23 protein-coding genes and 1 tRNA gene are annotated in these 22,800 nt (G+C 52.7%); 6 read left to right on the top strand and 18 right to left on the bottom strand.

The window, feature by feature from the left end; translation table 11 throughout:
• Positions 1-811: 811 nt before the first annotated feature.
• On the top strand, positions 812-1,273 hold the full coding sequence (locus KGZ93_08800) for an ATP-binding protein (protein MBS3909706.1): 462 nt from the start codon (positions 812-814) through the stop codon (positions 1,271-1,273).
• A gap of 47 nt (positions 1,274-1,320) precedes the next feature.
• On the opposite strand, the gene KGZ93_08795 is transcribed toward KGZ93_08800, so the two are convergent.
• The 3 genes from KGZ93_08795 to KGZ93_08785 form a co-directional block, all read right to left on the bottom strand.
• Positions 1,321-2,658 (bottom strand): TldD/PmbA family protein, encoded by a 1,338-nt coding sequence (locus tag KGZ93_08795; protein ID MBS3909705.1) that lies wholly within the window; start codon positions 2,656-2,658, stop codon positions 1,321-1,323.
• A complete protein-coding gene (locus KGZ93_08790; GenBank protein MBS3909704.1) occupies positions 2,655-4,097 on the bottom strand; it encodes a TldD/PmbA family protein in 1,443 nt (480 codons plus the stop codon). The genes KGZ93_08795 and KGZ93_08790 overlap by 4 nt, the downstream gene beginning before the upstream one ends.
• 169 nt (positions 4,098-4,266) lie before the next feature.
• A complete protein-coding gene (locus KGZ93_08785) occupies positions 4,267-5,400 on the bottom strand; it encodes a C40 family peptidase (GenBank protein ID MBS3909703.1) in 1,134 nt (377 codons plus the stop codon).
• Positions 5,401-5,606: 206 nt separating this feature from the next.
• Between KGZ93_08785 and KGZ93_08780 the strand changes: the two genes are divergently transcribed.
• A tRNA-Met gene (locus KGZ93_08780) sits at positions 5,607-5,683 on the top strand.
• A 521-nt stretch (positions 5,684-6,204) separates the two neighbouring features.
• The gene (locus tag KGZ93_08775) at positions 6,205-6,699 is read left to right on the top strand and encodes a M15 family metallopeptidase (protein MBS3909702.1); all 495 of its coding nucleotides are present in this window, start codon (positions 6,205-6,207) and stop codon (positions 6,697-6,699) included.
• On the opposite strand, the gene KGZ93_08770 is transcribed toward KGZ93_08775, so the two are convergent.
• The 15 genes from KGZ93_08770 to KGZ93_08700 all read right to left on the bottom strand — a co-directional run bounded on the left by KGZ93_08770 (position 6,689) and on the right by KGZ93_08700 (position 19,014).
• Entirely contained in the window at positions 6,689-7,219 is a 531-nt protein-coding gene (locus KGZ93_08770; GenBank protein MBS3909701.1) for a hypothetical protein, read from the bottom strand. The genes KGZ93_08775 and KGZ93_08770 overlap by 11 nt on opposite strands.
• A gap of 8 nt (positions 7,220-7,227) precedes the next feature.
• Complete coding sequence (locus KGZ93_08765; protein ID MBS3909700.1) at positions 7,228-7,554, bottom strand: hypothetical protein; 327 nt, start codon at positions 7,552-7,554, stop codon at positions 7,228-7,230.
• A gap of 285 nt (positions 7,555-7,839) precedes the next feature.
• Positions 7,840-8,106, bottom strand: a complete 267-nt coding sequence (locus tag KGZ93_08760; protein MBS3909699.1) for a PilZ domain-containing protein — start codon at positions 8,104-8,106, stop codon at positions 7,840-7,842.
• Positions 8,085-8,501, bottom strand: coding sequence for a hypothetical protein (locus KGZ93_08755; protein MBS3909698.1), 417 nt, complete (start codon positions 8,499-8,501; stop codon positions 8,085-8,087). The genes KGZ93_08760 and KGZ93_08755 overlap by 22 nt, the downstream gene beginning before the upstream one ends.
• A 50-nt stretch (positions 8,502-8,551) precedes the next feature.
• Positions 8,552-9,310 carry a FliA/WhiG family RNA polymerase sigma factor gene (locus KGZ93_08750; GenBank protein ID MBS3909697.1) on the bottom strand — a complete coding sequence of 253 codons (759 nt, stop codon included), beginning with the start codon at positions 9,308-9,310 and terminating at the stop codon, positions 8,552-8,554.
• Positions 9,311-9,341: 31 nt separating this feature from the next.
• Positions 9,342-9,791: a hypothetical protein gene (locus KGZ93_08745; protein MBS3909696.1), complete on the bottom strand. Its 450-nt coding sequence runs from the start codon at positions 9,789-9,791 to the stop codon at positions 9,342-9,344.
• A complete protein-coding gene (locus tag KGZ93_08740) occupies positions 9,792-10,469 on the bottom strand; it encodes a PilZ domain-containing protein (GenBank protein MBS3909695.1) in 678 nt (225 codons plus the stop codon).
• 8 nt (positions 10,470-10,477) lie between these two features.
• On the bottom strand, positions 10,478-11,644 hold the full coding sequence (locus KGZ93_08735; protein MBS3909694.1) for a MinD/ParA family protein: 1,167 nt from the start codon (positions 11,642-11,644) through the stop codon (positions 10,478-10,480).
• A complete protein-coding gene (locus KGZ93_08730; GenBank protein ID MBS3909693.1) occupies positions 11,637-12,767 on the bottom strand; it encodes a flagellar biosynthesis protein FlhF in 1,131 nt (376 codons plus the stop codon). The genes KGZ93_08735 and KGZ93_08730 overlap by 8 nt, the downstream gene beginning before the upstream one ends.
• Positions 12,764-14,836, bottom strand: coding sequence for a flagellar biosynthesis protein FlhA (gene flhA, locus KGZ93_08725; protein ID MBS3909692.1), 2,073 nt, complete (start codon positions 14,834-14,836; stop codon positions 12,764-12,766). Before flhA ends, KGZ93_08730 begins: the two co-directional genes overlap by 4 nt.
• Before the next feature lie 139 nt (positions 14,837-14,975).
• Positions 14,976-16,067, bottom strand: coding sequence for a flagellar biosynthesis protein FlhB (gene flhB, locus KGZ93_08720; GenBank protein ID MBS3909691.1), 1,092 nt, complete (start codon positions 16,065-16,067; stop codon positions 14,976-14,978).
• Between the two features lie 13 nt (positions 16,068-16,080).
• On the bottom strand, positions 16,081-16,848 hold the full coding sequence (fliR, locus tag KGZ93_08715; GenBank protein MBS3909690.1) for a flagellar type III secretion system protein FliR: 768 nt from the start codon (positions 16,846-16,848) through the stop codon (positions 16,081-16,083).
• A gap of 88 nt (positions 16,849-16,936) precedes the next feature.
• Positions 16,937-17,206, bottom strand: a complete 270-nt coding sequence (fliQ, locus tag KGZ93_08710) for a flagellar biosynthesis protein FliQ (GenBank protein ID MBS3909689.1) — start codon at positions 17,204-17,206, stop codon at positions 16,937-16,939.
• An 18-nt stretch (positions 17,207-17,224) separates the two neighbouring features.
• The gene (fliP, locus tag KGZ93_08705; GenBank protein MBS3909688.1) at positions 17,225-18,019 is read right to left on the bottom strand and encodes a flagellar type III secretion system pore protein FliP; all 795 of its coding nucleotides are present in this window, start codon (positions 18,017-18,019) and stop codon (positions 17,225-17,227) included.
• Positions 18,016-19,014 (bottom strand): flagellar biosynthetic protein FliO, encoded by a 999-nt coding sequence (locus KGZ93_08700; protein ID MBS3909687.1) that lies wholly within the window; start codon positions 19,012-19,014, stop codon positions 18,016-18,018. The genes fliP and KGZ93_08700 overlap by 4 nt, the downstream gene beginning before the upstream one ends.
• Before the next feature lie 460 nt (positions 19,015-19,474).
• Between KGZ93_08700 and KGZ93_08695 the strand changes: the two genes are divergently transcribed.
• From KGZ93_08695 to KGZ93_08685, 3 genes are all read left to right on the top strand, one after another.
• Positions 19,475-19,933 (top strand): purine-binding chemotaxis protein CheW, encoded by a 459-nt coding sequence (locus tag KGZ93_08695; protein ID MBS3909686.1) that lies wholly within the window; start codon positions 19,475-19,477, stop codon positions 19,931-19,933.
• A 185-nt stretch (positions 19,934-20,118) separates the two neighbouring features.
• Positions 20,119-21,843, top strand: a complete 1,725-nt coding sequence (locus tag KGZ93_08690; GenBank protein MBS3909685.1) for a methyl-accepting chemotaxis protein — start codon at positions 20,119-20,121, stop codon at positions 21,841-21,843.
• A 101-nt stretch (positions 21,844-21,944) separates the two neighbouring features.
• The coding region (locus KGZ93_08685; GenBank protein MBS3909684.1) for a methyl-accepting chemotaxis protein at positions 21,945-22,800 on the top strand (856 nt) is incomplete at its 3' end.

The raw sequence follows: 22,800 nt of genomic DNA, 5'->3' as shown, positions 1-22,800 counted from the left end.
CTGCCCGATGTCCTATAGCGGTTCAGATCGGTATTCTTGGGATAAAGAAATCTTCAATGCTAAAATGCGGTGTGAGAACTCGTGTTGTGTTTAATGCAGGGATTAAGTAGCTGCGTGTCCGAAATCATCAAGAAAGATGCATTATTTCGCTAGGCCTATAAACGTTTGATTTTAATTTCAAAGAAAATTTTGTATATCACTCCTTCTTATCACTGCTTAAGTGTTATATTCTCCCTCAAGGATTCGCTATTGTCCATGCCAAAAACTGGAAAAGCGCGTCCAGCGGCTAAGTGTAGCCGTAGTAATCGCAGGTAAGACGGTTCGAGCTAGCCCGATAAAAAGTCGCAATAATTATTAGCGCAAGCCGGTTGTCACTGCTCTTTTTCGGAGAATATCTTGCCGGTGGAGAGGCCGGGGACAGGAGACCGACCTGCTTCGAGCGTCTTCACGGAGGCCGGCTGCCACTATAGCATACATGGACTAGGGGTACCCCGTATACTATATGTATAATTAAGTTATACAGGAAGTATATGAACATACTTACCCAAATTTATCAAAGACCCCTTGCTTTTTGGTGACGATTTTGTTATTCTAAAGACAACATAGGTCCCGGATGTGCAATGGCGCCCCTCCAGTTGCTCATCCGGGTTCTTTTTTACCCCCAAACCTCATCTCTTATCAAAAACCGTTGCCGTGCGAGGGCTGATAGGGGTCACGCATAGACTCGTAGCCCAGCCCGTTAGGGTTAGATTTCTAATCATATCCGTACGCCTGCCGATACTAATGGAAAAGTGTGAGGGGTAGGGTCGAGATGGCGGTTCCCAAACAAAAAGCAGAGAATATAGGTAGACTGACGATAGACGCGAACTATCGGCATATATCGCGAGCGCGCGAGTTTATTCTCAATATCGCACGGACTGTGGCTATCGGCGATGAAGCTGCCGACGATATAGTTCTCGCGACCGTCGAAGCGGTGACCAACTCGATTCGCCATGCAAACTCGGCTTGTGTAGTGGTTGAAGTCAATCGTAGCGGTGACTCGATGGTGGTTCGGGTAATAGATGATGGGAGCGGTTTCGATACCTCCTCCGATATCCGCGAGTTCCCCTGCGTGGAGGATTTGGGCGGACGGGGCATACCGCTCATGCACCTTCTCATGGACGACATTTCCATCAACTCCGAGCCCGGCAAAGGGACCGAAGTCGTTCTTTTGAAGAAGTTTAAAGTCGCCCAAGACGGTTCACGGCAGAAGGCCAGGGCGGCAAGCGGCTAATAATTCTCTTATCGGTAAGGCTTAGCCTTTTTCTTTTAGCGCGTTATTTAGAATTGCGTAGCCCCCGTGAAATTGAAATCCCGAATTTTCAGCGCCGGCACGTAAATCGTTCCCAAAAACGCGTCTTTCATCTGTCGCTCATCCGATACTTGTTCCACCTGAGAGAGGGCTCCCAGGATGCTCTGCGTAAAGCGGAGGTTCTTAATGCCGGTTTTTATTTCGCCGTTTTCCACGAGGAAGGTACCGTCTCTAGTCATGCCGGTAAGCGTCGTCTTAATCGGGTCCTCAAGGTTCGTGTAGTGAAAACTGGTCACGAGTATGGCGCGCTCAGAGCCTCTAACCATCTCGCTCAAGGACAAATTCCCGGCGCCGACGATGAGGTTGAGCGGAAGCGGGCCGTGGATATTCGGGGCCGGCAGGCCGTGCCCGGTCGACTCCACCCCTTCTTTTGCCGCCGTATACGTATCATAGCAGACGCCCTTAGCGACACCGTTTTCAATGAAGGATACCTTTTGCTTAGGGACGCCCTCGAAATCGAAGGGCAGGCCTATAGTGTGGTCGTCGAAGGCGTCATCCCAAATCGAAATCAGGGGGCTGACGATCTCTTGCCCGAGACGCTCTTTCATGAAGCTTCGGCCTTCCTGGAGCGAAAGGGCGCCAAAGCCCGCAAACGCCATGAACGAGACCATGTCGGCTACCGCGTCAGGCTCGAGTATGACCGTGTAGTGCCCAGGCTCGATATCTATGGGGTCAATGCTCATACGCGCTTTGTCGGCCGCCTCTGAGGCGACTTGGTCGACATCGATGTCGTCGACATCGACGGCTATCGCGCTGCCGTAGCCGGAACTCGTCTCGGCCATCATGACCGTCTTCAGCGACGCGTCGCTCACGACCGTTGTCGCCAACACCCCGAGCGTATTCGCGATTCCGATGATGTTGTAACCGGTCGAAAACGCCCCCGCTGCCGTCAAGTCTCCGTCTTCAGCGACGCGGATCAGCTTCTCGACCTGTCGGGCCCGTCTCTCAGGAGAGCAATCTACCGTCGACGAGGCGACGAGGTCTCTCTTGAGCGTATCTTTAGGGGAGGGGAGAGAGATAAACCGGTCGTCCGGCGGCCGGTGCGCGGCCATCTCGACGGCTCTGTCGACCATAGCTTTGACCGAATCGGCGTCGAGACGGTTGGTCGACGCGTACCCGAGACGTTTTCCCACCGCCGCCCGTATCGACAATCCCATATTCGTCTCGGAGACGTTTTGGTGAATGTGGTTGTTGGAAAAACGGGTGAGGGCGGTTTCGCGCGCACTCGCCAAGACCTCTAGCTGGTCCGCGTTCGAATGTTCCACAGCGAGGCGCATAACGTCTTCGATTTGCTTTACGTCTATCATCGACCCACACCCACCCTCACGTTGCGAAATCTTGCCGGAGCGGCCCCGTGGGCGACGTGAGACACCTGCAGGGGCTCTCCTTTGCCGCAATTGGCGAGACCCCAGATACGCCATTCGTCTCGACCGGCAATCGCGTCGCACGAGTTCCAGAAATCCGGCGTAAGTCCGGTGTAGTTGGGGTTTTTGATTACCGCCCCAAGCTTGCCGTTCTTTATCTCCCAGCCTATCTCGGCGGCGAATTGAAAATTCAGGCGCTTGTCGTCAATACTCCAACTGCGGTTTGTCGAAAGGTACAACCCGTCTTTTACGCCGTCTATCATCTCGGCAAGCGAAGAGTCGCCGGGGAGCAAGTTTATATTGGTCATCCTTATAAGAGGCAGTCTGCCCCAGCCGTCCGCGCGCATGCAGCCGTTGCTGGTCTGCCCGAGGATGGGCGCGGTCTCGCGCGACGTCAGATAGCCTTTGAACAACCCGTTTTTTACGATATCGAATCGCTGCGCCGGGATACCTTCGTCATCGTAGGCGAAGGTGCCGAGTGCCCCGGGTATCGTCGCGTCGGCGGTGATGTTTACGATGGGCGAGCCGTATCTTAGTTTGTCGAGTTTATCCAGGGTCAGAAAGCTCGTGCCCGCAAAGCTCGCCTCCATCCCGAGAACCCGGTCCAGCTCTACCGGATGCCCGCAGGACTCATGGACCTGGAGCGCGAGCTGGCTCCCATCTAGTATAATAGTCATTTCGCCGCTCGGGCATTCTTTCGCCGTGAGCAGTTCGACCGCTTCCTCAGCGATTCGCGCGGCGTGCTTACCGAGTTCGAGACTTTCGATGAACTCATAGCCCGCGGTCGCCCAATCTCCGCCATGAGAATTTGGATAAGAACGTTCCTGGATATCCTTTCCCGAAATCGCTATCGCGTGAATTCCGGCACCGCACTCGGTCGTCTCTTGTTCGATATAGCTTCCTTCAAGGCTCGCAAAGACCTTTTTTTGCCGCGCCATTTCCATCGACGCGGTGGCGATGGAGACCCCCGGTGTTTTCCGGATAACCTCCTCGGCTTGGCTCAGTAGCGCCAGTTTGTCTTTGAGCGCGACGTCAAACGGGTCTTTCTGAACAGGTGATATAAACGAGTCCGTTATAACGGGGGCGGGGGCGAGGGTTACGTTCTTATGCTTGACGAGAGCGCTAGCCTTTGCGGTCGCTACCGCGAGGCGGGCGACCCGCTCGATCTCGACCCGCTCGACTAAAAAGCTGCCCGCGAATCCCCAGGCTCCATCGGCGATGACCCGGATGCCGAAACCGTAGTTGGTGGAGGTCCCGAGTTCTTCGACACGCCCGTTTTTGATAATAATCGCTTCGTTCTGTCGCTCGATAATCCGAATATCCGCATATGTCGCGCCGTACGCTTTGGCGACATCGAGGGCGAGAAAGGCCAATTCCTTCATTTATCCTCCCATTCGATGATATATGAATTCCCCTAAAGGCCTTCTGATAAGCCTTTTATTCTTTATCGAGGCACTCGCCAAATAAAATAAGTAAACGCTAGACTTGCCGGCGTTTCTCAGGAATAGATAATACCACAATTTTAAGATTTGTTTAAGTCGCGACGATGGCCTAAGGTGTTTCGCCCGCGACGGGAATGTTGCTCAAGATGCGACGCGCGCCCGCATGGTCTCGGCGTTCGCTCATCTTGCTGATTTTGACGAAATCGTTGCGTTTAGGTGCGTGGATGAAGTAGCCTTCGCCAAGGTATATACCGACATGGTGGATGGGTCGCCCGAAGAAGACCACGTCTCCCGATTGGAGGTCGTCATAGGCCACCCCGACGCCGAGTTTCGCTTGCGCGCGGGAATAATAGGCGAGATTGACGCCAAATTTTGCAAAGACGACCTGAACCAGTCCCGAGCAGTCGAGTCCGGTTGCCGGGTTTTTCCCGCCCCACACATAAGGTACGCCGAGATATTGGAGCGCTTCGTATGCGATCGTGCCGGGCTCAAGCGATATCTCGTCGGCAGACCGCTTCGACACGAGCGTGTTTACGACGTTGACTTGTTCGCGCCGGCGCTCGGCTTCTTTGTTCTCGATTATCTGCCTGGTCTGCGCATCTATACTCGCCAACAGCTCTGTCTCTTCCCGGATTTTTGCTTCAATCGCTGTTTTTCTCTGCTCTAGCTGGACGGTGAACTCTTTTTGCTGCGCGAACAAATCATCGAGCGAACTCTTGGTCTCCTCGACCTTGGCGTGCTGTTCTTCGATGCCGCGAAGCAGCTCGGCATCGTGTTCGCTGATTTTAAGCAGGAAGCTGAGGCGTGTTATCAAATCTTTGAAGCCGGCTTTGTTGACGAGGGCGTCAATCGGCTCCACGTTGCCGTGCCGGTAAATCTCCACGATACGCTCATTGAGGATTTTGCGTTGCGCCTCCAGCTCGGCTTCGTACCAGCGTAGCCTTTCGTTGGCGTTGTTTAGGCTGGTCTCAATCGCGGCCAACTTAGCGCTTTCCGCGAAGAAGTCTGTGTTTAGGCCTTCCAGCTCGCCGCCTAAGAGGTCGAGTTCTTGAGTTATTCTCTCTGCTTGCGTCTGTCTGACGACTGTTTCCGCTTCCGCGAGCGCGCGCTCCAGCTCGGCGGTGGCTGTCGTGTCGCTGCTTATCTGGTTCGATGTTTCGGTTGCGGGGTTGGTAGTTTGTGGTGCGGGTTCTTGTACCGGCTCCGGTATTGCTAATACCGGTCCTATTTGGATAAACAGCATCAAGACTGCGAGAGTTAAATATACAGCCTTATGGCGATACAATGATTCCTCCTAAAAAACTTACTGAATCGTATTTTAGCATATCACACATGCGATTACCAGTAATCTAAAAAACCACTATATCAGCCAAGTATAATGTGGCTCAGAAGCTTTTGCAATCGCGAAACCGATATGCTATCATTATTGATGCCGCAAGGCGATAATGGCGCGGGGTGGAGCAGTCCGGTAGCTCGTCGGGCTCATAACCCGAAGGTCACAGGTTCAAATCCTGTCCCCGCTACCAGGTAAAAGAGGCTTCTTGGAAGCCTCTTTTATGTTGTGCGCCATGGTGCGACGTGTTCCACGAGCCCGCTTCTTGCCCGATTCAAAATAATACTGAAATAAACGATAGGGTAACGCGCAAATCCAGACAAAATAAAAAACGGCGAATGGGTTCGCCGTTTTTTTGTGGCAACGGTGGTTCTAATGCGGAAATAGAGGAGAAGTCAAGTTGTCTCGACTCCGTTAACAATTGGTACAAACTTTTTCGAACCGCTCCCGTGCCCCCAGTACGTAACATATATTAGCAAGTTATTCGCTCAAAAACAATATGATTTAGCATAAAAGTGCGAGAATACCGGCGATGGCCGGCGATGTCGCGCTCAATGACGGTCGTTGCCCCAATGCGTAACACTCCGTTGTCGCGAGCGCTGATGTTTTTGAAGTGCGACTATTGTGGTTTTGGCAGGGTGCCGATATGAGATACGAGCGCGGGATTTCAAATCTTGGGCATCGTCAAGTTAATGGGGTGACGATAGCGTGCCGTTGAGTCAAGCTGAGCTGAAAAAGGTCTTCGGTTCGTTTAGCTACCGGAAGGACCCGAAAAAGAGAGGCGCGGTCATAATCGACCGCGGGTGGGTGAAGGCGCACATCGTCTCGATTTCGACGCCGTTCGGGCGCTTTCCGTGCCACAGACGTGTCTCATTTCAAATGGAGGCTTTCGTGCGCGAGGCGTGTGGCGAAAAGCTGGTCACCGATATCGGAGGGATTTGGGTCGCCCGTCATATCTTGTGGGACCCGCGCCGTCCTCTCTCGGGCCATGCCTACGGATGTGATATCGACATCAACGTCGATGACGGCCTGGATGGGCCGGGAGGTAAGCTCAATTACGGCGCGAATTCCTACCAGCCCCCGGCACTGCTCGGGCTTGCTGAAAAATGGGGTTTTGAATGGGGCGGCCACTGGCGACGCAACCAAGACGGCATGCATTTTTCGTGCATCCGCGTGATTGCCAAAGAAGGCGCCGCTATCAAACCATAGGGCTTCCCGACTGCCCGGTCGGGAAGTGTGAGCCGAGCGTACTTATCTCCATCAGGTTGACGATGAGTTGCACTTCGTCCGCGCTCATACCCGCATGTTTCGCTATTTGCGCGGAACTCCAGCCCTTTCTGCTCAGTTCGTATACTTCTTTGTGTTTTAGGGAGTGACTTTTCGGGGGAGGGGCCACGGTCGGATTACCGATTTCCTCTATGACGAGCGGTTGCAACTCTTCACCGTATTCATAGTAATATTGGAGTTGTCTCAAGCGGTCGTCGGCGGATTCTATCATCTCATTGAGCCTGGTGGCCGCGTTATCCATATCGGACATAGCACGGGTAACCGATACTTGGAGTTCTTTTATCATAAAGCTCAATGAGTTTTCGAGTGAGCGCATCTCTTCGTGCTGTTTCTGCGCTCTGTCGCCGGATGATAGTTTGCGCAACGCTATCCATGCCGCGACAGGCAACACAATCAGTACTGAGAGAAGTATGATGACAATCGACAAGAAGCTCGAATCCACTGTTACCTCTAAATTGTTATATCTATCATGTGCTCTGGTTCGTCTTTTGGTCCGTTCGTGTTACCATTGTCTTTCTCAGCAGCGCCGTCCGCACCCGACCGACCATCTTTTTGACCGCTGCCTTTTTCTGAATCTTTCTGTTTGTGCTCTATTCTTACCTCATCGGCACGGGTCGAAGAGCGAACCTGTTGCTTCTTGATTTCACTCTTTTTTTGTAGCTCTTCAGCGAACTGCTGCTGCTGTGTTTTCGATTGCTGCTGCTGGTTTTGGTGCATTTTTTCGACTTCTCGAGCCTTATGCATCAAAATCTGAAGATCGGTTGGCCGTATTGACATCGTAGATCCTTTCAACTAAGGAAAAGCCGTAGTCAACAACCCTTACTCAACAAATCAGCTCGTGTAAGAATTATAGCATGCAAGCATACGACCATCCAGCGCAAAAGCTTCTCAATAGCGTCCTATCGTTTCATCGATGCGAGTTGCGCCGATGATGATATTTTTGTCGACCGGTGTCTTTATGTGATGCTCTTTTACGCTTTCTTCGGGGTCGCTCCTTGAAATCCTCTAATGTAATCTTCGAGAAGGAAAATGTGGTGAAAAACAGAGCATCGAGCGGCCACGTTATTTCCTTTTCATATTCTTATGGGAGACTTGTTCCTCAATGACAAACTTGATGATTTTGTCGCGGTCAGCCTCGCGAATCTTTGTGAAACCGATGCCTAGCAGGTATTCGTTCTTAATGATGCTCTTCGGTACGACTCGGGTGATTTCGCCGAACAGCTCCATTTGTGAGCCGCCGGGCAGAGTAATCGATAGCCGAATCCTCGACCCCGTGTAGGGGGTTCTCGTAGCGCGAATCATCATGCCTATACCGCTCTTAGGTCCCAAACTAATCCTTCTATCGGCATTCCATCGGTAGCTTCTTCGTTTGCGCCGATGATTTGGTACAAAGCTAAAGCCGACGGTTTTGAGACGCGAAAATATTGGCGACGTTGCACAAAGTCGACTTCCGCCGAAGGTCGAAGCATAAACCGGGTACTCTCGTTTTCGAACTCGACAACCTCTGCTTTGATCAGATAGGCGCCGTTATCTTGCGGGAGAATCATCGTCAACCTATTTTCGGCATCGGGTTGTATCGAGATCGTTTTCTTTCCAAGCGCCCGGCAGGCTACGAGTTCGCGGTTGAGCACGTTATCGATGCCGAAAGGCCATGAGTTGCCCCTAGCGTCTTCGATATAGATAATCTGACCTGTTTTGATTATATCCAGCGCCCCAAGTTGCATCTGTCCATCCGCCTTTTTCTAGTCGAGCGGCCTCGAAAATATATTCTAATTTAATTGAGGAGTTCGGACATGTGCGCGCGGAGTTTTGCGACAGCACGCAAGCGAATCTGTGAAATCCTCGATTCCGAGAGTTCGAGAACCTCGCTCGCCTCTCTTAAAGTAAGACCTTCGTAGAAGTATAAGGTGACGACGGAGCGCTCCTGTTCGTTGAGACTGTCGATCGCCTCGACAAGCGCGGTACTGAGTTCGGTCGACTCCAGAAGCTCGACCGGGTTATAGGAGTTCTTGTCTTCGATGCGCTGGCCCAGAGTGATTTCGCCCCCGTCGTCCTGGACGATAAAATCATCGAGCGACAGTAAGGGGAGCCTGCTTACGGCGGCCTGCATAGCGTTGAAAGATTCCAAGTCCACATTAAGCTCTTCGGCCACTTCTTGATCCGTAGCTGTTCTGCCCAGCCTCAACTCGACTTCGGTAAACGCCTTTCCGAGCACTTTCGCCTTCTGTCTCAATGAGCGGGGAGCTATATCATACGCTCGGAGTCCGTCGAGGATCGCGCCTCGGATTCTCGGTATGGCGTAGGTCTCGAATTTGATGCCCCGGCCATGGTCGAACTTTTCTATGGCGTCCATTAGACCGAAAACTCCATAGCTTACCAGGTCTTCTCTCTCGACCTCCGCCGGCAAGTTGTCCTTAATGCGCTCGGCGACATACTTTACGAGCGAAAGATGCTCGAGAGTGAGTTCTTCTTTTGCCCGTTGGTCACCGTATACCTTGCAACGCACCCAAGTATTCGGCGTAACCAGTACCATCGTTGTTGTTCACCGCTTCCGATTGCCCTGCTTATTGAGCGACATTGTCTGTATCGGTCTCTATTCTTTTAGGCTTGAACGGTTCGAATTCTTTTATTTCGGGGGAGTCGGCGTCATTGGGCGGGTTGTTTGTCGAGAGCATGTTTTCCAGCGGTGTCGAGGTCAAGTCGAGGCCGGTTCCTTTCCTATCCTCTTCTTGGGCTTTACGGAGAGCATCCGCTATTTCTTGAGCGTTATCGGAGGATCGCTCGGCGGTCGCGGTTAGTTTCGCAATCGAGTCTCTCGCCGCACCGATCACCACCGAGCCTATGATGCTTAGCACAATCCACACAAGGAACGCGCTTATGGCGAAGACGATGAAAAAGCGCTCGACTATTACGTAATATATATCGCCGCCGGTCGCGAGCGCCAGAAGGGAAGAGATGAGGCTTAAGACGATACTAAACGCGACCGTTAGTTTTTTGATTGTCTCACTGGTCATCTAGTTTCTCCTAGGTGACCGCCGACGTTTTCCGGCGCGGTCTATCTGCTCCTTAAAAAGATGGCCGACGATTCGGTCGCGGTCTACTTCATCGATGAGCGCAAAGTGCACACAGAGCAGGCTCTTGCCGATTATGGGCTCATCGGGGATACAGCGGACTACCTGACCGACCAAGCCGATAGTGCGCCCGTTTGCGACCTCGATTTCCGTGCGCAATGGGGAGCCCGACGGCAATTCGGCGCTCTTATCGATAATAAACGACATTCCATTGCCGCTAAGGTCTTTTACCGGAGCCTCGATGAGGTTGTCCGTGAGTATGTCGTCGGGGCCGTTTACCGGGCGATAGCGCGCTCGCACAAGTGGCCTGGAAAGCCTGAAAAACTCGCGCCGTTGTACGCGAACGGTTCCTTTTAGCAGCGAAAGTTTTAGTCGGACCGGGTCCTGTTCGATCTCGACTACGCGGGTAGGGAACTTATAGATGCCGCTCTCCGTTGCGCAAACGATTATGAATTCTTCGCCGGATTTAATTTCGATGGAACGCGGCTGCTCCATCAAAAGTTCGCAGGTTATAGTATTAAAGTCGTCCGAGGTCGAGCCGATTGTAAAAGGCCAGCTTTGTCTGGGCCTTATCTCGATCGTTATAAACAATCCTGGTTTTAGCACTTTATGGTTGCGCAAAATCTCACCTATCTTTCGAGCAACCTGGAGAGAAAACCCCTTAGGCCGGCTCCTCCGCCCGTGCTCAAACCATACTCCTCCGGCACATCGAGCTTCGCGGCAATCTCCTTTATGCATTTCGATGCGCGTGAACTGGGATACAGCGTCAAAAGAGGCTTCTGTTTTCTTACGGACATGTTGACCGAGGGGTCTGTGATAATGAAGCCTATGGTGTCTATGTGTTTATTGAGGAATTGCTTTGACGCCATGGTTATCCTATCGGCAATCTCGCGTCCCTCTTTTTCACTGGAGACCATGTTGACCACTATTTTTATATCGACCTCTATATCCCGTTGCGTTAGTACTTTTATGAGGCCGTATGCATCGGTAATTGCCGTTGGCTCGGGTGTTGTGATGACGAGGGTTTCGCGCGCCGCAAGGATAAAGGCGATGATATCCTTAGAGATGCCCGCGCCCGTATCTATGAGTGCGATGTCGGCCTCTTCATCGAGGTACACAAAGTTTTCGATGAGCTTCTGCTGATTTTCGTCGCTAAGGTTGGCCAGTTCGGGTATGCCTGAGCCGCCGGGGACTATCTTTATGGACTCCGGACCGTCGACAAGGATGTCGTTTATCGATTTTGACCCATCCACCAGGTGTTGAAGGTTGTATTTTGGGTTTATGCCGAAGAGTACATCGATGTTGGCCATCCCCAAGTCAGCATCGAGTATAACCACTTTGCGTCCGCGCATCGCCAGGGCGATGCCCAGGTTCGCGACAAGGTTACTCTTGCCGACTCCGCCCTTACCGCTGCTCACGGCGATGATTCTAGTCGGAGTCGGGCCCGGTTCGCGCGCGGTTGAAGCTATCGCGGCCGGCTCGCCCAAGATTCTGGGTGTTTCGACGGCCATCCGCTGTTGAGCGGGCGCCGCGGCCATTCGCCCCTTGGTAGCGTCTCGGTATGCTTGGACATCTCCGGCGGATGCAATTCGTTTCGTCGCGCGTTCATATTTGGCCGCGTCCTTATCGTTCGGGTCTCGGCGCGGGAGCCGGGACTTATCGATATCATATTTCGCCTCCGGTTTTGCAATGGTCTCGGGGCGCGAAGAGCCGGGGTCGACGATGGGGTTGGCGCGGTCTCTTTCATCCCTTATTTTCTGGGCAAGCTCGCGGAGTTTTTGTGCTTGATCATTCATCTAGCGGCACCCCTAGAATAATATTGGCCAGATGTTTGGATTCGGCGATGCTAATATCTTCGGGAACGTTCTGACCTATCGTCAAATAAGAAATCGGAACCTTGACCTTGTTTACTATATTTAAAATCGTTCCCGGAGTATTTGTCTCGTCGAGTTTTGTAAAGATAAGTCTGTTTACCGGCACCGACGAAAAGCGATTAATCGCGTGCATCTGGTCTGAAAGTTTTGTCGTGACGCTCAGAACCAGATGTATCTCATCGGGGGTACAGATGTTCATTAAACCCGCCAGCTCGTTTATTTGGGCATCGTTATGCGGGCTCCGCCCGGCCGTATCTATGAACACGAGTTCCTTGTCGTCATGGCGCTCAAGAGCTTCCCGCACGTCTTGGTTACTGAAGACTATCTCGATCGGCGCCCCTATGATGTCCGCGTAAGTCCGAAGTTGTTCGACCGCGGCGACCCTATAGGTGTCGGCCGTGATGAACAGCACCTTTCTTCCCTCGTACAGGCTATATCGGGCCGCGAGCTTGGCAATTGTCGTTGTCTTACCGGCACCGGTGGGACCGATAAGCGCTACCACCTTACGCTCTCCATCGGCTAGCGTAAGGGGAGGGCAGACCGGTAAGAGTTGAGCCATCTCCCGCGCCACGCTTTCTTGTAGCATGTCGGGGTCGGCCATTTGCGAAGTCGTCAGTTTCTCCTGCGCCGACTTCATCAGCTTCTTCGCGATATCGTCGTCGACCTTGTTCAGCAGCAACTTCTCATAAACATCCAGGAAGCAAGCGGGGACCTCTTGAAAGAGGGGGTCGGTCAATTGACCGGCAATAGTCTTGACGATCGATTTAATCTCATCGATTTCCAATTGAAGCTGGTCAAAGCGCTCACCGAGGACGATGTTTCCCCCGTCGGCTTCCCCAAAGTCGGCCCCGCCGTTCGATTTAGGTTGCGAAACGTTTATGTCGAGAGCCGCGGTAATTTCGACGGCGCTCTTATTGATTATATTAAACGGCCACGCTTTATGGAGCCGGCGAGTATGGAGTATTATAGCCTCCGGCCCCAAATCGGCTTTAACTTTTGAGATAGCTTCTTCCATGCTCGATGCTTCGTATCGTTTTATTTTCATCTTAGACTCACCATCCCCACAGATTGAAGCTCAAATTCCGGCGCTATCTCATTGTAGGATAAAACAGCTAGATTCGGCAGTTTTCTTTCGATAATTTTTCGAAGCGCGCGCCGTGTGTTCGCGGATGCCAGGACGGCCGGAACCCGGCCGGTGCTGAAAGCCTTTTCCAAGACATTCGAAAGCTCGATTACGATTTTTTGCATTATATCGGGGTCGAGAGCGATGCTCATTCCTTGATCCGTATACTCGACCGCTTCGGAGATCTCTTTTTCGACAAGCGGGTCGATGGTGACTACGTCGAGCTTGCCGTCCTCGGATTGGTGTTGACGGCATATGTTTCTGCCTAGCGCCGCCCGGACGTTTTCGGTCAGGATATCGATGTTCTTGGTCACTCTCGCGTGGTCGCCGAGCGCTTCTAAAATCGTGACCATATCCCTGATAGAGACCCGCTCACCCAAGAGATTCTGCAAGACCTGCTGGACTTCGCCGACCGCCAACACACCCGGCACCAGTTCGTCGACGACTATCGGGTAGTTCTCTTTTACGTTGTCGAGCATCGACTGAACATCTTGTCGACCTATCAGCTCATGGGCGTATTTCTTGACTATTTCGGAGACATGCGTGATTACCGCGGACGTTGGGTCGACCACCGTGTATCCCAAGACCTCGGCTTCTTCGCGACGGTTTGGGTATACCCAACGAGCGGGCAAGCCGAACGCCGGCTCGATAGCGTCGATTCCTTCCACCTTGCCGCTCGTCGTGCCCGAGTCGATAGCGATAAGCTGGTCGAGATAGACAGTCCCCCGTGCGATATCGACGCCTTTGATCTTTACGCGATATTCGTGTGACGGAAGCCGGATGTTGTCGCGGATGCGAATCGGCGGCACGATATAGCCCAAATCGATCGCGATTTGGCGCCGCATCAAAGTTATCCTATCCAAAATATCGCCGCCCTGGTCCGGGTCGACCAGCGGGACGAGGCTGTAGCCGATTTCAAGCTCCATCGGGTCTATCTGCAACATCCCTATCAGATTGTCGGACGCCGGTGTTTCCGGCTCGGCAGCCGTGCTCTCATCGAGCGCCGGCCTATGCGTTTCCGCTCGTTTCAGGTAATACGCGGCCGCCGCCGCGATACCGCCGAGTAGAAGGAAGGGCAGCTTGGGCAGCCCCGGGGCAAAGCCGAAAGCTATAACCAGAACACCGGCGAGCATTAGACCGCGCGGTTGGGAGAGTAACTGCCGCGAAAGGTCTCGGCCCAGGTCGCTATCGGAAGACATTCTCGTGACTACAATACCGGAAGCGGTCGAGAGCAGAAGCGCGGGAATCTGAATCGCTAAACCCGCGCCAATCGCTATGCGGCCGAACGTTTGCATTGAATCGACGAGGCTCATACCTTGCTGGGTCGCACCGATAATAAAGCCGCCGACCAGGTTGACTATCGCGATAATTATGCCGGCGGTGGCGTCGCCTTTGACAAATTTAGACGCGCCGTCCATGGCGCCATAGAAGTCGGCTTCCCGTTGAACCGCGCGCCTCCTATCTTTTGCCTCGACCTCGGTGAGGATACCGCTGTTTAAATCGGCATCTATCGCCATTTGTTTTCCGGGCATGGCGTCGAGCGTAAATCTTGCGGCTACTTCGGAGATTCTGCTGGTACCGGATGTGATTACAATGAACTGTACAACGACTAAGATCAGAAAGATGATGATGCCGACGACGTAATTATCTCCGATGATTATCGAGCCGAAGGCATCGACCACGCTGCCGGCATCGCCGAGGGACAGAATCGCCCTCGTTGTCGAGATATACAAGCCCAGCCTAAAAAGCGTCGAAACAAGGAGGTAGGTGGGGAAAATCGAGAATTCCAGCGGCTCTTTGTTGTACATCGTGGTCAGCAGCGTCACGACCGCTACGATAATATTGAAGACGAGGAGTGCGTCTATGATCGCGCTCGGCATCGGTATGATTAGGAGCGCGATTATCAACGCGATAATAATAGCGAGCGCGGCGTCGCTATACTTGTTTAGTTGTCCCATCGATGATGCGGGTAGCGCTTGATCTTGTGCCATGTCTGTTCCGGCTATTCTAGGTGATGGACGCTGTCTTTATCCGTTTATTGTATACTATCAGCGCTCGAATATCTATTTTCCGACCTGTCGTTCGACTCGGGTATTTACAATCTTCTTGTCGGTTTGAGGTGCTCCGAGGCTACCTCGTTAATGTCGGCGCGGGTGTTTTTCGAGTGCGCAAGCCTTTATTGAGCTGGTATACGAAGGCGAGAACCTCGGCTACCGCTTTGTATAGGTCCGCCGGTATCTCCTGGTCGACATCGACCGATTTAAACAGGGCTTGCGCCAGCGGTTTGTCTTCGACAATCGGGATGGCGTGTTCTTTTGCCAGGGCGCGAATCCGTTCGGCGACTAAGCGTTGCCCTTTGGCTATGACTGTGGGCGCGCCCATGTTTGCCTGGTCATACTTGAGCGCTATGGCCAATCGCGTCGGGTTGGTGATAATCACATCAGCGTTTGGAACCGCTTGCATCATCCTGTTCATGCTGAGTTCCATTTGCTGCTGCTTGATCTTCGCCTTAATTAGCGGGTCGCCTTCAGCTTGTTTGTATTCGTCCTTAATCTCTTTCTTGGTCATCATGATGCTTTTGTTGTGGTCATAGCGTTGGTATGCATAGTCGAAGACAGCGATTACCAGAAGGGTGATGCCCGTCTTGATTCCTATTTCATATGCAATGGAGCCAAGGACAACCAGCATCTGCCAAACATCGAGGTTTATAATGTTGACCATGTTCTCGAAATTGCCCGCAATGACCGAGTAGGAGATATAGCTGATTGCGATGATTTTGACGCATGACTTGAAGAGTTCCACAAATGCTCTTGGCGAAAAGAGCCGCTTCAGCCCTGAGATAGGGTTTATCTTTTTAAAATCCGGCACCAAGGGTTTCGCGGTAAACAAAAAGCCGACTTGGGCGAAGCCGGCGACCAGGCCGACAATCGCACCGACTACGATAACCGGCAGAAGATTCTTCGCGAAAAAAAAGGACAGATTGAGGAAGAGGGTCGACAGAATTCGCTCGTTCATTTCGAATGAAGCGGGGCTCTGCAGGAAGTAGCGCATCAGGTCGGTTATGCCCTCAAAAGCGTTTTGTCCGAAGTTGCGCATGGCAAGCAGGATAGCGATGATGATAAAGGCCGAGTTGATCTCCGCGCTCCGCGCGATCTGCCCTTTATTTCTCGTTTCTCGCTTCCGTTTAGGTGTAGCTTTTTCGGTTTTTTCCGAGTTCGCCATATCCCGACAGTCCTTATTTAATAGACCTGATCATTTGTTCAGGCATCTGGCCAAAAATTTGGCTCATATATATTAATAGCAGTGAGAGCATAGAGATTATCGCGATGAAGCCGACCGTTATTTTTAGCGGCATGGCTACTATGAAGACGTTCATCTGCGGCACGGTCCGAGCGATTATGCCGAGCGCCAGGTCGGTGATGAGCAGCACCCCGATTGCCGGCCCGCCGATCTTCAAGCCGATTATGAACATGTTGGCGACCATTCCAACGAAATGGCTGGTTATCGCGGGGCTGAATTCGAACATCGTGAGCGGTACGACATCAAAACTCTTTGCCAGCGCGCTGAAGAGGAAGTGATGGCCGTTGATAGATAAGAACACCAGGATCGCAAGGAGGTTTTTGAACTGGCCCATAATCGAGACGGAGAGGTTGCTTAGCGGGTCGATGACGTTGACCATGCCAAAACCCATCTGTATATCGATAATCTGTCCGGCAAGTAAAAACCCCATAAAGATCAGGGTCGCCGTAAAGCCGATCAGCGCGCCGACAGTCAGCTCCTTCGCTAACAGCAGCGCAAAGTCGACCATATGCATGCCCGGGTCGACGTCGCTCGGGGTAAAGGGAAAGATGACAAGGCTGGTTATCAGCGCCAACCCTACCTTTGCCTGCGTTGGGATGTTGCGGCTTCCGAAGATAGGGGCGAGAAAAAACACACCCGAAACGCGGGTGAGAACCAGCAGAAATGTGAGCAAACGCCCCGGTTCGAGCTGCAAAACGTCCAAGTCATGCTCCTGTATCGCTTATCGCTCGGCCGGCCGGCTCTTTTCAAATCTTGTGTTTATGGCAAGACCCCAAAAGCCAACGGCCGGGCTACTTGATATAGGTCGGCAAATTTACAAAAATGCTCGTCGTAAAATCAATCAGCTTGTTAAGCATCCAAGGTCCGAAAATCGCCAGCGCCAACATCGTTGCGAGCAGTTTAGGTATGAAGGTCAACGTGAATTCTTGAATCTGTGTCACGGCTTGGAGAATGCTTATCGTAAGGCCGGTAATTAGGCTGAAGACAAGGACCGGCAGCGCCAGCTGAAGGGTCAATATGAGGGCGTTTTTCCCTATTTCCATCGCTAATGAGTCTGTCATGCGCACCCGTTTCCGCAATCAGTTGAACCCCATAACCAGCGCTCGTGTGACAAGATGCCAACCATCGACTAAAACAAAGAGCAATATTTTTAGCGGCAGAGATATCATCACCGGAGGCACCATGAGCATACCCATGGACATCAGTACGCTCGCCACTACCATGTCTATTACGAGAAATGGAATAAATATAAGAAATCCGATGATGAACGCGGCGCGTAGTTCGCTGATAATAAATGACGGGATAACGACGTAGGTCGGCACGTCGGCGCGGGTTCGGGGCTGATCGAGTTTGGCTAGGTGGACGAAGAGCGCCAGGTCTTTCTCGCGCGTCTGCCTAAACATGAAGTCGCGTATCGGGTTGGACGCTCGCTCGAACGCCTGGTCGAATGAGATCTCTTCCGCGGTATATGGTTTTATAGCGCTATCGTTGATCTGGCCTAAGACGGGCGCCATGACGAAGAAGGTTAGAAAAAGCGCCAGCCCTATAAGGACTTGCGTCGGCGGTATCTGCTGTGTTCCGAGCGCGTTTCTGATGAAGGCGAGGACGATGATTATTCTGGTAAAAGAAGTGACCATAATCAATAACGCCGGCGCCAGCGAAAGAACGGTGAGGAGTAGAAGTATCTGGAGGCTGGTCGAGATATCTCGTGGGTTTTCAGCCGTCTCCACGCCAAACGATACTTTTGGCAAAGGTATCCCGTTTGGCCCCTGCTCCGCTCCCGAAACAAATCCGGTCATGACCGTAAAGAGGAGTCCCAGGGCTAATATCGTGATTTTGCGAGCAGCTCGTGACTGTGGCAAGAGCGCGCTCATCTACTCTTTTCACCCCTACCCTTGTTCGTCGATGACGGTGTGCCTTCAGACCTCTTGCTATCTTGTTTCTTAATCTCCTCAAGGAGTTGATTGATGTTCTGTCCGGTGGAGTGAAGGTCGTCTCTCCAGTGATTCTCGGTGCCAAGTGACGACTCCGTCTCACGCTTCGCCGGCCTCCGCGACCTTGTCTCGGATCTCTTTTGCGCCTTTGAAAAACGGCCGCTAAATTTTTCAAGATAGGCCTGGAATGGTTGGAGCGGCTCCGGTTTTGTCGCCGCAAGGCTTCTGAGCGCTTCAACTTGCTCGAAGTCGTCGATTTCGGCGAGAGGGTTGATGTTGTTGCCGGCAAGGCCCACGACCAAAATTTTGCCCGCCGCCTCCACGAGGCATATCGCTTTGCCCGGCGCGAGATAGCGGATGTCGAGAACACGGATAAGCTCTTGGCCGCCGGTGATCGAATTGTATTTTGTCGTAAAAACCTTAACACCGAATATCGCCAAGAAGCCGACTCCGATGACGAGCGCGAAATAGAATATGTACTTGACCGCGTTGACTACGGTCTGGAAGATTCCCGCCAAAAAGCCCGTTGTTTCTTGCGGCTCGCCCGGGTCGCGGTATGCGTCGAAAAGGAATTCGCCGCCGCTTTCCGTTTTAGGCCGTGAGGCGGCCTCATCGTCGGTGCCTTGGCTCGAAGAAGTGACCGCGCCCGCTTTTTCTTTAGGTGCCTCCGCGCGCTCCTCAGCGCCAACGACGGCAGTCGCTTCGCCGGCGGGGTCGCCAACGCTCAACTCGACATCGCCGTCTTCGGCAAGCGGCGGTATGGCGAATGCGGCGGCGGTATGGCTATGAATAAAAAGAGCGGTGAGCAATGCTAATATTGTCGGTGCCGCAATATGTTTGAGCCTGGAGCACAGGCTCGACAAACCCGTGGGAATAACCCGCGGCGCGAGGCCTTTTCGGCCCGCGAATCCAATCCGGTCGCTTTCGTTGGTCATGGCTACCATCCATTTATGCTGCGTTCAGTGATACTATTAACCGGTCTATCGCTGTGTGGCGGTATTCGCACTACTATATGATTGTTAATTTAGGGCCGGCACGGCTTTCCGTGGCTATAACGGCCGATGCTGTCCTTATAAATATCCCAAAGTTAACTTGCTAATGCAAGCATCATGCGCTAGTTAAGCGACCGAGAGGGGCGCAATGGTGTCGTATCTGTCGGTTCGAGAGAGATAAACCCTCGCCGTAGAAGTATAGCGCTTGTCGGGCCTCCCGTAAAACTAATCCTCGTAATTTCGTTATTTACTATTAAAGCACCCGTGAAATCGCCGATTAAGTTACGTAGAGGAACCACGGGGGATGGTTGCCGATTAGCCTGGACCTTGCCCGATAAGGGCGGTAGGCGAGGGTCATGACCGGCGACATCGAGCACCTGAAAATCGAGGGAGGCAGATAATAATGGAAGATAGATCTTTTGATCAAGGCCAGCTAGTCGTCTTTGAGTTATCGGGAGAGTCTTTTGGCATAGACATCAATGCCGTGCAGGAAATCATCAGGATGCAGCAGATCACCGATGTGCCGAAAGCCCCGATGCATGTAAAAGGCATTATCAATTTGCGCGGCAAGGTGATTCCGATAGTCGACCTTCGCGATAAGTTCGGGTTGACGCAGACCGAAGAGACCAAGTCGACAAGGATCGTAGTCGTAGACGTTACCGGCTGTACGGTCGGGATGATCGTAGACGGGGTCTCCGAAGTGCTTAGAATCGGCAAGGACCAGATCGAGGAACCATCGGCGATAATCGAGTCGTATGAGAAATACTTGCTTGGAATAGGCAAACTAGAGGAGCGCTTAGTGCTCCTCCTCGACCTGGGAAAGGTTATTCCTGAAGCGTCGCAGCTTCAGGCCGTCGCGTAACAGCTCGACTAGAATACGCGTCGCGTTAGTCTCGACCCAATAAGGGATGTAGGCAGCAAGCAGGTCTGGTGTCGAGCCGGCCTGCTTGCTTATTCATATCGACATAATGGGATATTTAAGCTCGAAAGCTTTTTGTCGATATAGTTTCTAGCTATTTTCTTACATGACCGGATATGGAGGAGTTCATGGCAGGGCAAACAAGAATGGGAACGAAGATCACGGTCGGTTTTGTGCTGATGCTGCTGCCCCTGCTAGTCATGGGCTTTATGAGCTTCAATGGACTTTCCGATATAAGGCGGACCTCTTTCCTATATAAAGATGTCGAAATGAAATTCAAGAAGGTCGGCGACTTGCAATCGCTTATAGGGCGCAGCGCCATGGAACTCGACGATACCTATAATAAGCGCGACACCGCGCAAACCCAAGAGTACGGCGCGCTCCATGGCGAGATAGACAAGACTATTGTCCAGCTGCAAACCCTGATGTCTTCGCCCGAGGCCAAGCAGGTGATTTCGCGAATCAAATCCGATATGGCTCTAGCCGACGCTAAAGCGAGCGAGGTGTTAGCCGTTGACGACTCGCCCGAGGCAAACTCGAAGATGGCAGAGTATGATGCCTTGGCGGCCAACGCGCTTGTCGATGCCGACCGGCTACAGGTCTTGATTCGGCAATATACCGATGGCCTTTCGCAGCGGATGGTGACGGTGGGGCAACGGACAAATGCCGTCAACGCACTTCTTTTGGTCATAGCGGTGGTTATTTGTATTAGTGTTATCGCCTGGGTCAGGATCGAGGTTATCGAGCCGTCTAAGCGGATGTTTTTAGAGCTTGCCGACGCGTCCGCAAGCCTTAACTCACTCCTAGGCGATGTCTTCGCGGACTCGGAGCATGTCAACCGGGCCGGCACCAAAATAGCCACATCTCTCGGCTCGTTGTCGGAGAGTTCCGATATCGAGCATGAAGCCGCGAAAGAGGTAAATAAACTGATAGAACAGATAGCGCTAGCCGTTAATCAGGTCGCCCACGGGGCGCACGAGCAGTCGAAGGATGCCGTCGAGATCAACGATATGATGGGGCGCTTTAAGTCGGCCATAGAGAGCGTTGCCGGTAACGCCATGACGGTCGCGCAGTTTGCTTCGGAAAGTCTCGGAATAGCGGAACAGAGCAAGGATACCGCTGAAGAGGCGACCTCCGGAATCGCACAGACCACGGAGACCGTCCTCTCCTCGGCCAACAAGATTCAGATGCTGGGCGAGAAGTCCAAGCAGATAGGCGAAATCATCGAAGTAATCGACGACATCGCCGAGCAGACCAACCTCTTGGCGCTAAACGCGGCCATCGAGGCCGCGCGCGCCGGTGAGCACGGCAAAGGTTTTGCCGTAGTCGCCGATGAGGTGCGAAAGCTGGCGGAGCGCTCAGCGAGAGCGACCGGGGAGATCGCAAAACTCATAAAGGGAATCCAAGACGAAACACTCGAGGCGGTAGCCGCCATGGAGCAGGGCACGCAAGAGGTCGCATCCGGGACCGAACTCACGAAAAACATAGGCCTGTCCATCGATGAGATGATCGAATCCATCGAAGAAGTGATGATGCAGATAGCAAGTGTTCGGTCTGCGTGTAATGGAATGGTTGCCATATCGGAGACCGTTGTCGGTTCCGTCGCGGACATAGCGGCCGTAACGCAAGAGAACACGGCGCTGACACAGCAAGTCGCCGCCTCCGCCGAGAGCATGACCCATACCGTTGATGGTATGACCAGCCGGCGTGAGCTGATACACAAGTCGATTCAGGATATAACGGCATCGGCCGGTGAGACCAGCATATCGCTCGACCAGATGACGGCGACATTGCGGAAACTATCGTCGATGGCGAATGGGCTGGATAAGCTGGCCGGCTCTCTTAAATGGTAGTTGGGTTTTTCTAAAGAGGACATAAATTGAGACGATATATACAGAAGCATTAACGTCGCCAAACAGGCCGCGTTAGTCGAGTTGCCTAAGGAGGAAGCAGAGTGATTCCAGTAGTAATAGTGTCGATCGGTGCTTTAATAATGCTCGCCGCGGTAATCAATTGTCGGCGGTTGATCGCTATCGTCAAGAAAACGGAATACGGCTCGAAATGGCGGGCACTATTCGTCTTCATGATGGCTTTTCTCGCGAGCTACCTGTTTTACGGCGCAATCTTGTTCAAGAACATTCACTTGGTCGACCCAAACCTTCTAGTAAGCCTCGTCTTTCTCTTTGGCGCGATATTCGTCTTTATGGTCGTCGCGCTCAACTATTCGACCTTCGACGGCCTTCTTGTGAGGAAGCAACGAGAGCTGTTCGAGAAGATCACGAAGAGCGCACACCGCTTGCAGACCTCGGCCAAGCGTCTGGCAACCGGCTCGGATGCCATCAGCCAAAGCTCCACTCAGGTCGCACAAGGCATCCACGGGATCGCTGACGATGTGGAGCAACAGAGCAGGTCTACTTCTGAGGCGCACAGCTTAATCGATCAAATCGCCTCCGCTATCGACCAGGTCTCAAAAGGCGCCGTCGAGCAATCGCGAAGCGTCTCCGATACGACGCTCAGTATGAATCAGCTCGCAATGTCGATCAATAAGGTCGCGGAAAACGCGAAAGTCGTCTCGAACGCGGCTTCGGAAGGCTCGATCGTCGCGACCAGGGGACAAGAGGCCGTCAGTGAGACAATCTCCGGCATGGAGAAGATTAGAGGAACCGTCCTCTCCTCGGCCAACAAGATTCAGATGCTGGGCGAGAAGTCCAAGCAGATAGGCGAAATCATCGAAGTAATCGACGACATCGCCGAGCAGACCAACCTCTTGGCGCTAAACGCGGCCATCGAGGCCGCGCGCGCCGGTGAGC

The organism is Actinomycetota bacterium (genome assembly GCA_018333515.1).
Lineage (GTDB): Bacteria > Actinomycetota > Aquicultoria > Aquicultorales > Aquicultoraceae > Aquicultor.
Note: the sequence above shows the minus strand (reverse complement) of the source record. Positions and strands in the feature narration are given on the sequence as shown.

Coding starts and splice junctions, on each gene's coding strand:
- fliP (MBS3909688.1), bottom strand. CDS start 18,019: ATGAGCGCGCTCTTGCCACAGTCACGAGCTGCTCGCAAAATCACGATA.
- KGZ93_08785 (MBS3909703.1), bottom strand. CDS start 5,400: ATGCTGTTTATCCAAATAGGACCGGTATTAGCAATACCGGAGCCGGTA.
- flhA (MBS3909692.1), bottom strand. CDS start 14,836: ATGGCACAAGATCAAGCGCTACCCGCATCATCGATGGGACAACTAAAC.
- KGZ93_08800 (MBS3909706.1), top strand. CDS start 812: ATGGCGGTTCCCAAACAAAAAGCAGAGAATATAGGTAGACTGACGATA.
- KGZ93_08700 (MBS3909687.1), bottom strand. CDS start 19,014: ATGACCAACGAAAGCGACCGGATTGGATTCGCGGGCCGAAAAGGCCTC.
- KGZ93_08790 (MBS3909704.1), bottom strand. CDS start 4,097: ATGAAGGAATTGGCCTTTCTCGCCCTCGATGTCGCCAAAGCGTACGGC.
- KGZ93_08765 (MBS3909700.1), bottom strand. CDS start 7,554: ATGTCAATACGGCCAACCGATCTTCAGATTTTGATGCATAAGGCTCGA.
- KGZ93_08695 (MBS3909686.1), top strand. CDS start 19,475: ATGGAAGATAGATCTTTTGATCAAGGCCAGCTAGTCGTCTTTGAGTTA.
- KGZ93_08750 (MBS3909697.1), bottom strand. CDS start 9,310: ATGGTACTGGTTACGCCGAATACTTGGGTGCGTTGCAAGGTATACGGT.
- KGZ93_08690 (MBS3909685.1), top strand. CDS start 20,119: ATGGCAGGGCAAACAAGAATGGGAACGAAGATCACGGTCGGTTTTGTG.
- KGZ93_08755 (MBS3909698.1), bottom strand. CDS start 8,501: ATGCAACTTGGGGCGCTGGATATAATCAAAACAGGTCAGATTATCTAT.
- KGZ93_08735 (MBS3909694.1), bottom strand. CDS start 11,644: ATGAATGATCAAGCACAAAAACTCCGCGAGCTTGCCCAGAAAATAAGG.
- flhB (MBS3909691.1), bottom strand. CDS start 16,067: ATGGCGAACTCGGAAAAAACCGAAAAAGCTACACCTAAACGGAAGCGA.
- KGZ93_08795 (MBS3909705.1), bottom strand. CDS start 2,658: ATGATAGACGTAAAGCAAATCGAAGACGTTATGCGCCTCGCTGTGGAA.
- fliQ (MBS3909689.1), bottom strand. CDS start 17,206: ATGACAGACTCATTAGCGATGGAAATAGGGAAAAACGCCCTCATATTG.
- KGZ93_08730 (MBS3909693.1), bottom strand. CDS start 12,767: ATGAAAATAAAACGATACGAAGCATCGAGCATGGAAGAAGCTATCTCA.
- KGZ93_08745 (MBS3909696.1), bottom strand. CDS start 9,791: ATGACCAGTGAGACAATCAAAAAACTAACGGTCGCGTTTAGTATCGTC.